Raw genomic sequence first — 15,361 nt, 5'->3', positions numbered from 1 at the left:
CCCGCACTTCGGCTGAGGTCCCTTGGACGACGCGGGCCGCCGACCTCCCGCTGCTCCCTTCAAGGGGACGCGCGTCGGATGGGCGGGCGGGTGAAGGGGGCGCCGTCGGCCGCTGCCTGCGCGCGCTGACCTGGCCTCCTGCGCGGCGCGCTCCTCAAAGGGACGCCAGCCGGAGGGGGCCCGTTAGATGAGGACGTGGTCGTCCGGGCGGCCGACGAAGGAGAACTGGGCGTTGCGGGTCAGCTTGATGTGGTCCGCCTGCCAGGTGTGCATCGACGCGTCCGCGCTGCGCCAGTAGACGAAGTTGAAGCGGTCCGCCGAGTAGATCTTGACGGAGTCCTCCTTCAGCCGCCGCACCAGGTGGGTGTCCTCACCACGGGTGATGTCCGCGAAGCCGTACGAGCGGAACATGTCCGCCTTCCCGAGGAACGTGCCGCCCTGGACCAGGAAGGAGTAGCGGTGCTCCAGCCCCGGCAGGCGGAGCATGGTGGTGTTGCTGCCCTCGAAGTACGCGTAGTGCGCCCCCTTGCCGACCAGCTCGGCGTCGGAGTAGTCGAACGCGCGCACCAGGTCCGACAGGTAGTGCTCCCCGTACAGGTTGTCGTCGTCCATCTTGGCGATCAGGTCGCCCTCGGCGGCCGCGATGCCCAGGTTCATGCAGGCGCCGAGCGACAGGGAGGAGTCGGCGGGCAGGACGACGACGTCGGAGATGCCCGCCATGCGGGCCTTGTCGGCGACCACGACCGGGTCGATGTCCAGGCCGTGCAGCACCATGACGAGCTGGAGCGGCCGGTGGATCTGGCGGGCCACGGAGGAGATGGCGTGCTCGATCTGGGAAGCGCGGTTGGTGGGCAGCACGACCGAGATCGAGCGCGACCTGGACTCGACCTGGTGCCCGAGGTCCTGCAGGATCTGGTCCACGCGGTGCGAGAACAGGTGCTTGTCGAAGACCTCGCGCATCGCCAGGTGCCCCATCCTGGCCCGCAGCTCGGGGCTGTTGATCAGGTGCAGGACCTGGTTGTACGACTCGACCGGCTCGCGCGCGATGGGGACGAGGTCGCCGAAGGTCTCCTCGACGGCCCGTGACCACCCCGACACGACGGGCGTGGCGCAGGCGGACAGCTCGAAGACCCGGCGGGCGCACATGGTCGGCGAGTCGAGCACCGAGTTGACGTTGAGGAAGACCTTGTACATCCGGTACGCGGCCAGCATCTGGTCGTAGGGGAGCTCGCCCACGATGTGCGGCCGGTACTTCTCCGGCCAGGCGTACTTCTCGTCCACCTCGCCGTTGCGCGCGAAGATGTGCAGACCCAGCTCCCTGACCGGGTCGATGACGGTCTCCATCTGCTCGCGGCGCTCGGGGTGCTTGTCGCGGAAGTACATCCCGGCGAAGACCACGTCGTGCAGGCGTCCCTGCCGCTGCTGGATCGGGTTGTGGACGCGGGGCTGGGCGGCGAACTGCAGCACGTCAACCCGATCGTGTCCCAAAATTTCCCGATATTTCGGCACCATGTCACCGTCGCAGGTGAACACGTAGTCGAACAGCTTGGCCGTGTCGATGAAGAAGTCGAAGTTCGGCGGGTCCTCCTTGTTCCAGAAGACCGTCGGGATGCCCTCCCGCTTGCACCAGGCCACCAGGTCGCGCAGCGGCTCCTTGGGCGCGTTGGTGCCGGTCATCTGGTAGCGCCAGCGGCCCTGGTTCCCGTGCCAGGCCGACTCGCAGAACAGCAGGTCGGGCCGCTTCTCGGCGAAGATCTCCGGCCAGTCCTTGAGCCCGAACTCGATCTGGTCCCACTCGTACTTGAAGGCCATCCGGGAGAAGTCGTCCAGGATCACCGCGACCTTCAGGTCCGGCCGGTTGACCGGCCCCTTCGGCCACTTCACCGCCGGTACCTCGACCAGCGGCGGCCGGTGGTTGGCGAGCTCGGTCGCCTCGGAGACCGGGACGGGGGGTTTCGGCGCCTTCTCCTTCGACCGGACCGCCTCGACGATCTTCCCCGGGCTCTTCGAGCCCAGGGCCTCGCCCAGCTTGTACGTCCGCTTCGCCTGCGTGGCCTCCAGCTTCCAGCTCGCGTACGCGGCCTTGGCCTCGGCGATCTCCAGCCGCCGCCGCAGCTCCCTGACCTCGGCCTCGAATCGCTCGACGAGCTTGCGCTCCTCGGGCAGCCAGTTGACGGGCCCGAGCCGCTGGTACGTGGGCTCTTCAGGGGTTTCGGCCATGGTGATACGCCTATCGCTTAGCGGAGGTAGGTCATGTTACGGGGGATAGGGCCGCTATTCAGGGCGTTTGGCCTGAGAGGCAGGGGCAAGGTTGTCGCCCTTCAGCCAGGCGGAGATCACCCGCGCGATCCGCGGCCCGGCCTGGCCGTCCCAGAGCATCGGCAGCTCGCCCGCCGGCGTGGCGGCCCCGTCGGCCAGCGCCTTCTCCGCGGCGGCCGGCAGGAGGGCGGGCGTGACCAGGCGGTTCGTGCCGTGCGTGATCGTGATCGGCCGCTCGGTGTTGGGCCGCACGGTCAGGCAGGGGACGCCCAGCACGGTCGTCTCCTCCTGGACGCCGCCGGAGTCCGTGACCACCAGCGCGGCGCCGCGTACGAGTGAGAGAAAGTCCACATAGCCCAGCGGGTCGACGACCTTGATCGACTCCCCGTCGACCAGGCCCGCCTCGGCCAGCCGCGCCTTGCCGCGCGGGTGGATCGGCACCACGATCGGGATCTGCCGCGAGACCTGCAGCACCGCGTCCACGAGCTCCCTGGCGGCCTCGGGGGTGTCCACGTTCGCGGGGCGGTGCAGGGTCGCGACGGCATAACGAGCCGGTATGGCCAGCCGCTCCGCGACCGGCGCCGGGTCCAGCGACGGCAGCGCCGAGTACAGGCTGTCGATCATGGGGTTGCCCACCAGGTGCACCTTGGACGCGGGCACGCCCTCGTTCGCCAGGTAGGCCAGGGCCTCGGGGGAGGTGGCGAAGAGCACGTCGGCCAGCGCGTCGGTGACGACCCGGTTGACCTCCTCCGGCATGCCCCGGTCGAACGAGCGAAGCCCCGCCTCCACGTGCGCGGTCCTGACGCCCAGCTTGGCGCAGACGAGGATCGCGGCCAGCGTCGAGTTGACGTCGCCGTAGACGACGACCAGGTCGGGGTCCTGCTCCTGGACGACCTCCTCCAGGCCGACGAGGAGGGCCGCGGTCTGCTTGGCGTGGCTGCCGGAGCCGACCCCAAGGTTCGCGACGGGCTCGGGGAGGCCGAGGTCGGCGAAGAAGACGTCAGACATCAGCGCGTCATAGTGCTGACCAGTGTGGATGATGCCCTGCCGCACGCCGAGTTCACCGAGTGCCCGCACCACCGGGGCCGCTTTCACGAAATTGGGACGGGCGCCCAATACGTGCAGGACGAGGGGGTTCTCCCTCATTGACCTCGCCTTTCATAGCGGAAGGGGAAAAACGTTGCCTATGGTACGGTCACCGCGTGGCATCCGACGCCAGTCGTCAAGACTCCTCCAAGGTTTCCGCGAAGTCCGCCCGAGCCGGCGTCGGTGGACTTCTCAAAGGTTTCGTCCAGCACCCGATCATCGTTTCCCGCGTCGTCGTGACGAAGGTCAAATCCGACCCCGTCCGGGTGGCCCAGGCCGCCGCCGACGCGCTCCCGCCCCGGCTGCGCCCTGTCGTGGGCAGCGTCGCGTGGCCCGCCGCGCGCCGCGCCCGGCGCATAGTGCGCAAGTTCGGCATGCGCGTGGTCAAGGGGCCGTGGAACGAGGCCAAGGAACTGTGGAACGCCGGCAGGGTGACCGAGGCCGCCGAGGTGCTCGAAGCCCACACCAAGTACCCGTTCGTCAAGCGCAGGGCCGCCTACTACCGGGGCGAGCTGGCCGCGATCAGCCCTGACCCGATCCCGCCCGCGCCGAAGGTGGCCGTCACCGACCGCGTGGAGGGCCGGGTGCTGCACCTGGTCACTAACGCGCTGCCGTACACGCAGGCCGGGTACACCGTCCGCACCCACCGCATCGTCACCTCGCAGCAGGCCGCTGGGCTCGACCCGCACGTGGTCACGAGCTGGGGCTGGCCGATGCTGCAGGGGCACGCGGACGCGGCGCCGTTCGAGGAGATCGACGGCATCCCCTACTACCGGCTGCTGCCCGACGGGCACGGCGAGATGCCGTTCGAGACGCGCGGGCGCATCATCAAGGGCGCCGCCGCGGTCACCAAGCTCGTCACCGAGCTCAAGCCGCAGATCCTGCACGCCGCCACCGACCACCGCAACGGCTCCATCGCGCACGCCGTGCGCGACAGGACGGGCACGCCGTTCGTCTACGAGGTGCGCGGCTTCCTCGAGGAGACCTGGGCCTCGCGCGACCCGATCCGCGTGGGCAGCGAGCGGCAGGTGCTCCAGCGCGAGCGCGAGGCGTTCCTCATGCGCGAGGCCGACGCCGTGGTCACGCTGGCCGAGACCATGGCCACGGAGATCGTCGAGCGCGGCGTGCCGCGGGAGAGGATCCACCTGGCGCCCAACGCGGTGGACGACTCGCTGCTGACCGCCCACTACGACGGCGCCTCGTTCAGGAACGCGTACGGCATCGCCCCCGGCGAGATCGTCGTCGGCTCGGTGTCCAGCATCGTGGCCTACGAGGGCTTCGCCACCCTGCTGCGGGCCGCCGCGCTGCTGCGTGACGGCGGCACGCCCGTACGGGTGCTCATCGTGGGCGACGGCACCGAGCGCGAGAACCTCCTGGCGCTGGTCGACGAGCTGGCCCTCACCGACGCCATCCTCCCGGGCCGGGTCGGCCCCGACGAGGCGTTGCAGGCGCAGGACGCCATCGACATCTTCGCCTGCCCGCGAGAGGACCTGCGGGTATGCCGACTTGTTACGCCATTGAAACCCGTCGAGGCGATGGCGCTCGGAAAGCCCGTCGTACTCAGCGATCTGCCTGCTCTGTCCGAGCTCGTGGGCTCCGACGGCGCCGGGTTGCTCGTCCCTCCGGGCGACCCGGACGCGCTCGCCAAGGCCATCGCGGGGCTCCGGGAGGACCCGGCCCGGCGCGCCGAGATGGGTGAGGCAGGACGGGCGGAAGTGGCGGCGAAGCGGACTTGGAGCCGCGTTGCCGAGACTTATCAAGCCCTATACCGGTCGCTTGCCTAATGTTGACCTTCGCGTTGCCTGCCACTTCTGACGTGTTCGGTCGCATTAGGCGTGAGCTAGGTGGACTTGAGATAACCTTTGCGACCATGAAGTGTTGTTTCCGGCTCTCTAAGGCGCTGCTGTGACAGAAATCGACTTGGCTGTCATCGGCCTGGGCTATGTCGGCATGCCGCTGGCCAAGGAGGCGGTCGCCGCCGGCCTGCGGGTCGTCGGCCTCGACGTCGACCCCGCCAAGGTCGACGCGCTCAACGCCGGGCAGTCGTACATCGATGACCTGGCCGACGCCGATCTCGAGCACATGCTGGCCAACGGGTTCAGCGCCACGCTCGACGAGACCGTGCTGGCCAGAAGCAACACGATCGTGATCTGCGTACCCACCCCGCTGGACGAGGACCACCGACCGGACCTGTCCGCCGTGGAGGGCGCCACCAAGGCCGTCGGCCGCAACCTGAGCGAGGGCACGCTCGTCGTGCTCGAGTCCACCACCTGGCCCGGCACCACCGACGAGGTGGCCAGGCCGCTGCTGGAGAGCTCGGGGCTCGTCGCGGGCAAGGACTTCTACCTCGCCTTCTCGCCCGAGCGCATCGACCCCGGCAACCCCAAGTTCGGCCTGCGGAACACCCCCAAGGTCGTGGGCGGCTACACGCCGACCTGCCGCGACCGCGCCACGGCGTTCTACGGGCAGTTCATCGAGCAGGTGGTGCCGGTCAGCGGCACTCGCGAGGCCGAGATGGCCAAGCTGCTGGAGAACACCTACCGGCACGTCAACATCGCCCTCGTCAACGAGATGGCGATCTTCTGCGACGAGCTCGGCATCAACCTGTGGGAGTCGATCGAGGCCGCGGCGACCAAGCCGTTCGGCTTCCAGAAGTTCCTGCCGGGTCCGGGCGTCGGTGGGCACTGCATCCCCGTCGACCCGTCGTACCTGTCGTACACCGTGCGCAAGCTCGGCTACCCGTTCAGGTTCGTGGAGCTGGCGCAGGAGATCAACGAGCGGATGCCGTCCTACGTGGTGGCCCGCGTCCAGCGACTGCTGAACCGGCATAAGAAGGCCGTGAACGGCGCCCGGGTCGTTATGCTCGGCGTCACCTACAAACCGGACATCGCCGACGAGCGCGAGACTCCGGCGCTCCCGGTGGCGCGTGCGCTGCTGGAGCTGGGCGCCGAGCTCTCGTTCGCGGACCCCTACGTCAAGGAGTGGGCGGTAGACGGCACCCCGGTGCCGCGTGAGGAGGATCTGGCCAAGGCCGTGATCGACGCGGACGTGACGCTGCTGCTGCAGCAGCACGCCGCGTTCGACCTCGACATGGTCGAGGACAAGGCCAGGCTCGTGCTCGACACCCGCGGTGTGCTCACCGAGGGTGAACGCGTCGAGCGGCTGTAGCGACGGAGGGCTGCGCGCAGTGCACGTGCTCGTCATGACGGTGGTGCATAACCCCGAGGATGCTCGAATTCTGCACAGGCAGATTCGTGCCCTTGTGGATGCCGGTCATGAGGTCACGTACGCCGCCTCGTTCACCGCTCACGGAGTCGTCCCGCGACCCTGGGTGACCGGCGTCGACCTCCCCCGTGCCGCGCAGCGCAAGCGGATGGCTGCCGTGTGGGCCGCCCGGCGGCTGTTCAAGCGGATGCGTGACAAGGTCGATCTCGTCCTCATCCACGACCCCGAGCTGCTGTTCGCCATCTGGGGTGTGCGCAACCGGCCGCCCGTGGTGTGGGACGTGCACGAGGACACTCCGGCCACGCTCTCGCTCAAGCCGTGGCTGCCGGCGCCGCTGCGGCCTCCCGTGCGGTTCTTCGCCCGCATGCTGGAGGGCACCGCCGAGCGCCACATGCACCTGCTGCTGGCCGAGACGGCGTACGCGGGCAGGTTCAAGCACGCCCACCTGATCGTCCCCAACGAGACCTGGGTGCCCGACTCCGTGACGCCTCCCGGCGACGACCGGGTGGTCTACCTCGGCTGGCTGTCCAGGGCCAGGGGCGTGTTCGAGGCCGTCGAGGTGGCGAAGCTGCTGCAGCCGTACCGGGTGGCCGTGGAGCTGATCGGGTACGCCGACCCGCAGAGCCGTCCGATGCTCAACCAGGCCGTCACCGAGGGCCTGCTGGAGTGGCGCGACTTCATGCCCAACGACGAGGCGCTCAAGCGGCTCGACGGGGCGCTGGCCGGGCTGTCGCTGCTGCACGACGAGCCCAACTACCGCCACTCGATGCCCACGAAGATCGTGGAGTACATGGCGCACGGCATCCCCGTCATCACGACCCCGTCGCCGCGCGCCGTCGAGCTGGTGGAGCGCTACGACAGCGGCGTCGTGGTGCCCTGGGAGGACCCCAAGGCCGTGGCGCAGGCCGTCCTGACCCTGCGGGACGACGTGCGGGAGCGGCGGGCGCAGGGCGCGCGCGGCTACGCGGCGGCCCGGGCCAACCACCACTGGCCCAACTCGGCCAAGCGCTTCGTGACCCAGCTGGAGTCCTGGGCCGGGGTCAAGCGAGGGTAGGTTCCTGAGCGTGCGCTGGCTCTTACTCGCTGTGGGCGCAGCGATCCTGGCAGTGATCGCCGCCGTGGTCATCGTCATGCCGCCGTCCGACGAGCCGGCGCCCACGGCCGCGTCCTCGACGCCCAAGCCGTCGCAGACCGATCCCACGCCGAAGGTGTCGAAGTTCACCGACCCCTGTGGAACGTTCGAGACCAGAGAGCGGGCCCCGTACGCCGTCACCGGCTACTGGATCACCCCCAAGTCCAACCCCTGCACCTGGCGCAGCCAGCTGGAGGAGATCCACAGCGTGGGCGGCGACACGATCATCAGGATCGGGTACGGCCTGCAGTTCCGCACCGTCTCCGACTCGGGCGAGATCCTGACGAGAGACGGGGAGCTCGACTCGCTCTACAAGGCGTGCGAGGAGGACGGGCTCACCTGCCACGACGCGGCCGAGCGGGACCTGCGCGAGGCCAACCCCGGCAACCGGGTCGGCCGCACGTACGTCTACCGCACGGACGAGTCGTTCGGCCCCAACCTGTTCCGCTGCCCCCAGATGGAGCACCCCATCAAGGCGGGCAAGCGCGTCTACTACCGGCTCATCACCCAGCCGGACGGTTCGGACGACGCCACGTGCGACTTCTCCAGCAAGGCCACCTCGTACGACATGATCCTGGTGGCCGGGTCGGAAGAGGACAGCCTGGCCAAGCTTCTCGACCTGGGCGACCAGTTCGGCATGCGGATCTTCCCAGCGCTGCCGCTGGCGCCGCGCGACCCCAAGACGCCGACCAGGGCGTACAAGAAGCATCTCGGCACGCTGACCACGCTGACGCGGCGCATCCTGCAGGACTACGGCACGCGCTTCACCGGCCGGGCGTCGCTGGGTGGCGTCTACCAGCCGTTCGAGGTCCAGATGGCGGACACCCTGGCCACGAACCCGACACTGGAGGTGTACGCCGACCAGCACACGATCGTGGAGCAGGAGCTCAACAAGCCGATCCTGATCAGCCCCTACATGGACGCGCGCAAGAGGGTGCCCTTCGGGCAGTCGCCCAAGCAGGTGGCCGAGGCGTTCAAGGCGCTGGCGAAGACCGGGGTCGGCATCATCGCGCCCCAGGACAGCCGGGGGACCGGCAAGGTGGGGCTGTTCTGGCCGGACCAGCGCGACGACGAGGTGGACGAGCGGCTGCGTCCGGTGGTGGGGGAGTCGACGTACGGGACCGCCTATTACGGCTCCACGCGGGACTACTACCGGGAGATGGCGGCGGCCCGCGCGGAGATGGTCGCGGCCGGCTTCCAGGTGGACCTGTGGGCGAACGTCGAGGCGTTCGAGCCCTCGGGCAAGGAGCCGTGCGCCCCGCAGGGCACTCGCGGCAAGACGGACAAGAAGCGCCTGGACCAGGCCGTGACCATGGCGGGGCGTTACGTGCAGAAGGTCGTCTCCTACATGTGGAGCGACTTCATGACGTGCGGCACGCCGTCGCTCGAGAAGGAGATCATCACCGACTGGCGGCGGCCGATCGCGGTGGACGCGATCAGGAAGGCCCGCGACGTCCAGGACGGGGTTGAGGTACGCGGCTACAACTTCAGGGACAGCACCGTCACGATCACGTGGTCCGGGGGGACGAAGGACCTGTCGGTGCCGGCCGTCGGCTGGCTGGACGAGGCCCGGCAGGAAGGGCTGGCCGAAGGCATGGTCACGGCGTGGGTGCCGTTCGACTGGACGCAGGTGCCGGCCGGCGACTGGGTGCGGATCACCGTCAAGGGCCCGTCGGGTCAGGTCACGACGGAGCCCTTACACGTTCGGATTGTCACGTAGGCACGGTTACCTGCCGACTACTGACAGCGTGTAGCGTGCCTCCATGGTCCCGAGCATCCCGGTCAGCGTCGACCTGGTCGTGCTCACCGTGCGAAACCACGCCCTGAGCGCCCTGGTGTGGCGCCGCGACAACCCCCCGTTCCTCCGCCGCTGGTCCCTGTCCGGCGGCTTCATCCAGCTCGACGAGGACCTCCCGGCCGCCGCCCACCGCATCCTCGCCGAGCGGGCCGGCCTCCCGGGCGCGCCGGTCCACCTGGAGCAGCTCCAGACGTACGGCTACCCCGACCGCGACCCCCGCCAGCGCGTCCTGAGCGTCGCCTACCTGGGCCTGGCCCCCGACCTGCCGGCCTCGGAGAAGGCCCACATGAGCTGGCAGCCGGTCGACTCGCTCACGGTCATGGCCTTCGACCACCGGCGCATCATGCAGGACGGGATCGAGCGGGCGCGGGCCAAGCTGGAGTACACGTCGCTGGGGGCGGCCTTCTGCCCGCCGGAGTTCACGGTGGCCGACCTGCGCCGCGTGTACGAGATCGTCTGGGGCCGGTCCCTCGACCCACGTAACTTCCACCGGAAGGTCACCAAGGCCGAGGGCTTCCTGGTGGAGACGGGCGCCACGACGACCAGGGACGGGGGCCGCCCGGCCAAGCTCTTCCGCCGCGGCCCCGCCGAGCTCCTTCACCCGCCGATGCTCCGCAGCCTCAAGGAGTAGGGCTCCTCAGCACGGCCGCGGTCATGGGGGTGTGCAGGCTCCAGCCGAGGGTTTCGTAGAGGGCCTGGCCCTCCGCGGTGGCCACCAGGACGCCTGTGCGCGCCCCCAGCGACGCCGCCGTGCTCGCCAGCGTACGCATGATCACGGTGCCGAGCCCGCGGCGGCGGTGGTTGCCCGCCGTCTCCACCTGGTCCACCACGGCCGTGCGGCCCGCGAGGGCGAACTGGCCCCTGGCGGCGACCTCGCCCGCGGCCGTCAGCAGGCGGGCCGCCGTGACCCCGGCGCGGGTCGTGACCGCCAGCGTGTAGCCGGGGGGAGCCTGGAAGGCCCCGCGGTCAAGGGACGCCGTCATCATGAACTCCGGGTCCTGTACGACCCACCGCTCCGGCAGGAAGGGGCTGACGTCCGAGGCGGAGGCGCACAGCTTCAGCCAGGTCCCGGGCGTCGTGAGGGTGGCGGTCAGGCGGTGGAGGGTCTCCGGCGTCGGTGCGGCGACGATGTGGCGGGACACGTGGCCGGGCAGGCCCACGTCCACCCGCAGGCCCCACGGCACCGGTACGGGTCGGGGGGCGTTGCGGGAGATCACCCAGCCGTCCACCCAGGCCCGAACTGTTGCGGTATGGGCAGTTTTGAGAACCTCCGTCATGATGTCCAGCTTATGGTCTGGCCTCTACCGCTGACCGGGGCGTAGCAGGATAAAAAGGACACGGCGTGGCACCGCCGAGTCGTGACCCGGGCCAGGTAGGGTCCCCGGTGTGCGCGTTGAGATACATGGTCACAGGGGAGCTCGGGGCCTCTGGCCGGAGAACACCCTGCCGGGGATGAGCCGCACGATGGAGCTCGGCGTCCACGCGCTCGAGCTCGACGTCGCCCTCACCGCCGATCGGCGGCTCGTGCTCACGCACGACCTCACGGTCTCCGCCGTGACCAGTGCCGACCGGCGGCCGCTCAGGGTCGACGATCCGCTCTACCCGTATGTCGGCAAGCCGATCAACGCCCTCACGCTGGCGCAGCTGCGCATGCTCGACGTGGGCGTGCGGCTGCCGCGTCACCCCGACGACCCGTTCGCGCTGACGCAGGTCGCCATGCCCGAGACCCGGATGCCGACGCTCGGCGCGGTGCTGGGGCTGGTGAACGCCTACGAGGCGGAGAGCGTACGGCTGCACATCGAGCTGAAGTCCGACCCCACCAGGCCCCACCTGACCGCTGACCCCGAGCTGTTCACCGAGCTGGTCGTCGAGGAGCTCGACCGGCACGGCAGGCTGGACAACGTGGCCGTCCTCAGCTTCGACTGGCGGATCATCACCCATGCAGCCAGGCTCGCCCCTGGCGCCCGGCGGTTCGCGCTGATCGAGCTGGACACCCTCCACTGGCACGACGACCTGGGCGGCGACATACCCGCCGCCGCCCGCGACGCCGGGGCGACCACGCTCTCGCCCGAGCACGCCATGGTGGACGAGGCGCTGATGGCCCAGGCCAGGGCCGCCGGCCTCGACGTGGCGGTGTGGACCGTCAACGAGACCGGCCTGGCGGCGAGAATGCTGGATCTGGGGGTGGCCGGGATCGTCACCGACTATCCCGATCGGATGCGGGAGCTCTGGCGGGAGCGGGGGATGGAGCTGCCCGAGCCCGTGGGCCCGCTGAAGCCTGTGGGGGTCTAGAGCCAGCCGTTCCTGCGGAAGCCCCGATGCAGGAGCACGCAGGCGGTGACCATGACGGACAGCACCGCGGGGTAGCCCCAGACCGAGTGGATCTCCGGCATGAAGTCGAAGTTCATGCCGTAGATCCCGGCGATCATGGTGGGCACGGCCATGATGGCGACCCAGGACGAGATCTTGCGCATGTCCTCGTTGGCCAGGGCGTTCGAGCGCGCCAGGGCGGCCTGCAAGATCGAGCTGCACAGCTCGTTGGAGGACTCCACCTGCTCGCAGACCCGGGAGAGGTGGTCGCCGACGTCGCGGAAGTATTCGCGCATGTCCGAGGGGATGACGCGACGCTGCGGCAGCGCGGCCATGGGGGACTGCAGCGGGGTGATGGCCCGCTTCATCTCCAGCATCTCCCGCTTGAGCTGGTAGATCCGGTTGATGTCGCGGGAGCTGACGTCGGCGAACACCGTCGCCTCGACCTCTTCCAGCTCCAGCTGCATGAGGTCGGCGACCTGGAGGTACTGGTCGACGACGTGGTCGGAGATGGCGTGCAGGACGCCGGCCGGGCCGCGGTTCATCAGCTTGGGCTTGTCCTCGAGACGCTCGCGGACCACGGTGAGCGGGCAGTGGTCGCCGTGCCGCACCGTCACCACGAAGTCGGGGCCGAGGAACACCATGATCTCGCCGGTGGCGATGATCTCGCTGTTGGCGGTCAGCTCGTCGTGGTCGAGGTAGGCGATGGTCTTGAGCACCATGAACAGCGACTCGCCGTACCGCTCGACCTTGGGGCGCTGATGGGCCTTGACGGCGTCCTCGACGGCCAGCGGGTGGAGGTCGAACACCTCCGACAGCCACTCGACCTCGGGGGCCTCGGGCTCGTGGAGCCCCACCCAGACGAACGCGTTGGCGCCGTCGGAATCCTTGTTGCGCTCGCGGACGAGATTGAGCGCCTCGACGATGCCGGTGGCGGCGACCTTCTTGCCCTGGACGTAGGCGCCGTACTCGACGATGGAGTCGACGGGGGGCACGCACATGTCACGCACCGGCTCTGCGAGCTGGAGCGCGGTGCGCGTCTGAAGAGGGTGACGGTTGATGCGACGGAAAAGCGTGGACGAGCGCATGGCAGTCCCTTTCCGCCCGACCTGGCACGCTCCACGCGCGATGAAACTTCACCTCACAGAATGCGTGGAGGCACGATCAGGCTGCCGGATTGGAGTGGTCGGGGGTATACGGGGTGTACGTGGGCGAGCACGTACTGCTGGGATCACCAGGATTCATCCCGGACCACCTCCAATCACATTGGGACGCCGCGAAGCCGCCCTAACTTACCACAGCCGGGTGAACTTCTTTGACGATACTCGCCAGGACAGTCTCGACTCAGGTAGAACTCCACAAAGATCTGGCCCTATTCCGGCGATTGGTGTGGCCGAGGCCCTAGCCCGTGTCAGGCTGCGGGCCTGCGACAATGGACCACGTGCGCGTTCTAGTCATTGGTTCCGGAGGGCGTGAGCACGCCCTGTGCCGTTCCCTCAGCCTCGATCCCCAGGTCAGCGAGCTCCACTGCGCCCCGGGCAACCCGGGCATCGAGGAGGTGGCGACCCTTCATCCCGTCGATCCGCTCGACCCCGGGCAGGTGGCCGAGCTGGCCGTGCGGCTGCGGGTCGATCTCGTGGTCGTGGGGCCGGAGGCGCCGCTCGTGGCGGGGGTGTCCGACGCCGTGCGCGACTCGGGCATCGCGTGCTTCGGGCCGTCGAGGGACGCCGCCATGATCGAGGGCTCCAAGACGTTCGCCAAGGAGGTCATGAAGGCGGCCGACGTGCCGACCGCGCGGGCCAGGACGTGCGTCACCGAGGAGGAGGCGGCCGCCGCGCTCGACGAGTTCGGGGCCCCGTACGTGGTCAAGGACGACGGGCTCGCGGCCGGCAAGGGCGTGGTCGTCACCGACGACAGGGACAAGGCCCTCGCTCACGCGCGCGCGTGTGAGCGCGTGGTGATCGAGGAGTTCCTCGACGGGCCGGAGGTGTCGCTGTTCGCGCTGTGCGACGGCAGCACGGCGGTGCCGCTGCAGCTCGCCCAGGACTTCAAGCGGGCCTACGACGGCGACGAGGGCCCCAACACCGGCGGCATGGGCGCCTACACCCCGCTGCCGTGGGCGCCCGAAGGGCTGACCGAGCAGGTCATGCGGGAGATCGTGCACCCGACGATCGGCGAGCTGACCCGGCGGGGGCTGCCCTTCCAGGGCGTGCTCTTCGTGGGGCTGGCGCTGACCTCGAAGGGGCCGAAGGTCGTGGAGTTCAACGCGCGCTTCGGCGACCCGGAGACGGAGGTGCTGCTCGACCGGCTGGAGACGCCGCTGGGCGGGCTGCTGATGGCGTGCGCCACGGGCGAGCTGGGGCTCGACCCGGTGTTCAAGGACGGCTCGGCCGTGACCGTGGTGATCGCTTCCGAGGACTACCCCGAGGCTCCGGTCAAGGGCGACGTGATCAAGGGGCTGCAGGAGACCGGTGACGCGTACGTCCTGCACGCCGGGACCGCGCGGCAGGGCGACGACGTGGTCTCCGCCGGCGGTCGGGTGCTCGCCGTGGTCGGCCACGGGCCCGACCAGGAGAGCGCGCGCCAGGCGGCCTATGACCTCGTCGACCGGATCGAGCTGCGGGGCTCCCACCACAGGACGGACATCGCCCGATGAAGCACGTGCACTCCGGCAAGGTACGCGACCTGTACCAGACCGACGACGGCAACCTGCTGATGGTCGCCTCCGACCGCTTGTCGGCCTTCGACTACGTGCTGGAGCCCGAGATCCCCGACAAGGGGGCCATTCTCACGCAGATGTCGTTGTGGTGGTTCGACCAGCTCGAGGACGTCGTGCCCAACCACGTCCTGGGCAAGGGCGACGACGCCCGCAGCGTGCTGTGCAGGCCGCTGACGATGGTGCAGGTCGAGTGCATCGCGCGGGGCTACCTCACCGGCGGCGGGCTCAACGAATACCGCGCCGACGGCACGGTCTCCGGGGTCCGGCTGCCGGAAGGGCTCGAGGACGGCTCTCGGCTGCCCGAGCCGATCTTCACGCCGACCACCAAGGCGCCCATGGGGCAGCACGACGAGCCGATCTCGTACGAGCAGGTCGTCCAGGAGGTGGGCAAGGAGACCGCCGAGGAGCTGCGGCGGATCACCCTGGCCGTCTACACCCGCGGCGCGGAGATCGCCAGGGAGCGCGGCATCATCGTGGCCGACACCAAGATCGAGCTGGGCTGGGACGCCGACGGGGTGCTGACCCTGGGCGACGAGGTGCTGACACCTGACTCCTCGAGGTTCTGGCCGGCCGACGAGTGGCAGCCGGGCCGCACGCAGCCCTCTTTCGACAAGCAATTTGTACGTGATTGGCTGCTATCGCCCGAATCCGGATGGGACAAATCCTCCGGAAACCCCCCACCTGCGCTTCCTGACCACATCGTGGAGCGCACGAGGCAGCGATACCTAGAAGCATATGAGCGCATCACGGGGGCTTCCTTTAGCGGATGATTCGGCTGGGCCAGTTGGTGTTACCGACTACTGTTGGCCCGATCGAGCCTCACCGTTGATTT

The 15,361-nt window shown here is 69.3% G+C and carries 12 protein-coding genes; 8 read left to right on the top strand and 4 right to left on the bottom strand.

Annotated features, from left to right (window positions below):
- Positions 1-183 precede the first annotated feature (183 nt).
- Positions 184-2,220, bottom strand: coding sequence for a glycosyltransferase (locus ACIBI9_RS45855; protein WP_397232473.1), 2,037 nt, complete (start codon positions 2,218-2,220; stop codon positions 184-186).
- Positions 2,221-2,274: 54 nt separating this feature from the next.
- Entirely contained in the window at positions 2,275-3,405 is a 1,131-nt protein-coding gene (wecB, locus tag ACIBI9_RS45850; RefSeq protein WP_397232471.1) for a non-hydrolyzing UDP-N-acetylglucosamine 2-epimerase, read from the bottom strand.
- Between the two features lie 176 nt (positions 3,406-3,581).
- Here wecB and ACIBI9_RS45845 point away from each other — a divergent pair, with 176 nt between their 5' ends.
- The 5 genes from ACIBI9_RS45845 to ACIBI9_RS45825 all read left to right on the top strand — a co-directional run bounded on the left by ACIBI9_RS45845 (position 3,582) and on the right by ACIBI9_RS45825 (position 10,131).
- Positions 3,582-5,129, top strand: coding sequence for a glycosyltransferase family 4 protein (locus tag ACIBI9_RS45845; RefSeq protein WP_397232469.1), 1,548 nt, complete (start codon positions 3,582-3,584; stop codon positions 5,127-5,129).
- A gap of 121 nt (positions 5,130-5,250) precedes the next feature.
- Entirely contained in the window at positions 5,251-6,513 is a 1,263-nt protein-coding gene (locus ACIBI9_RS45840; RefSeq protein WP_397232467.1) for a nucleotide sugar dehydrogenase, read from the top strand.
- 19 nt (positions 6,514-6,532) lie between these two features.
- Complete coding sequence (locus tag ACIBI9_RS45835) at positions 6,533-7,624, top strand: glycosyltransferase (RefSeq protein WP_397232465.1); 1,092 nt, start codon at positions 6,533-6,535, stop codon at positions 7,622-7,624.
- Positions 7,625-7,634: 10 nt separating this feature from the next.
- On the top strand, positions 7,635-9,422 hold the full coding sequence (locus ACIBI9_RS45830) for a DUF4434 domain-containing protein (protein WP_397232464.1): 1,788 nt from the start codon (positions 7,635-7,637) through the stop codon (positions 9,420-9,422).
- 43 nt (positions 9,423-9,465) lie between these two features.
- Complete coding sequence (locus tag ACIBI9_RS45825; protein ID WP_397232462.1) at positions 9,466-10,131, top strand: NUDIX hydrolase; 666 nt, start codon at positions 9,466-9,468, stop codon at positions 10,129-10,131.
- Here ACIBI9_RS45825 and ACIBI9_RS45820 read toward each other — a convergent pair.
- Positions 10,121-10,777, bottom strand: a complete 657-nt coding sequence (locus tag ACIBI9_RS45820; protein WP_397232460.1) for a GNAT family N-acetyltransferase — start codon at positions 10,775-10,777, stop codon at positions 10,121-10,123. The two genes, ACIBI9_RS45825 and ACIBI9_RS45820, sit on opposite strands and share 11 nt — an antisense overlap.
- A 109-nt stretch (positions 10,778-10,886) precedes the next feature.
- Between ACIBI9_RS45820 and ACIBI9_RS45815 the strand changes: the two genes are divergently transcribed.
- Positions 10,887-11,792: a glycerophosphodiester phosphodiesterase family protein gene (locus ACIBI9_RS45815; protein WP_397232459.1), complete on the top strand. Its 906-nt coding sequence runs from the start codon at positions 10,887-10,889 to the stop codon at positions 11,790-11,792.
- On the opposite strand, the gene corA is transcribed toward ACIBI9_RS45815, so the two are convergent.
- Entirely contained in the window at positions 11,789-12,811 is a 1,023-nt protein-coding gene (gene corA / locus ACIBI9_RS45810; RefSeq protein ID WP_397232457.1) for a magnesium/cobalt transporter CorA, read from the bottom strand. The two genes, ACIBI9_RS45815 and corA, sit on opposite strands and share 4 nt — an antisense overlap.
- A gap of 440 nt (positions 12,812-13,251) precedes the next feature.
- On the opposite strand from corA, the gene purD reads away from it, so the two are divergent.
- Positions 13,252-14,466, top strand: coding sequence for a phosphoribosylamine--glycine ligase (gene purD, locus ACIBI9_RS45805; RefSeq protein ID WP_397232455.1), 1,215 nt, complete (start codon positions 13,252-13,254; stop codon positions 14,464-14,466).
- Complete coding sequence (locus tag ACIBI9_RS45800; protein ID WP_397232453.1) at positions 14,463-15,299, top strand: phosphoribosylaminoimidazolesuccinocarboxamide synthase; 837 nt, start codon at positions 14,463-14,465, stop codon at positions 15,297-15,299. Before purD ends, ACIBI9_RS45800 begins: the two co-directional genes overlap by 4 nt.
- The last annotated feature ends 62 nt before the right edge of the window (positions 15,300-15,361 follow it).

It is taken from the genome of Nonomuraea sp. NPDC050451, assembly GCF_044458585.1.
The sequence above is the reverse complement of the archived record's forward strand: the minus strand, read 5'-3'. Positions and strand labels throughout refer to the sequence as shown.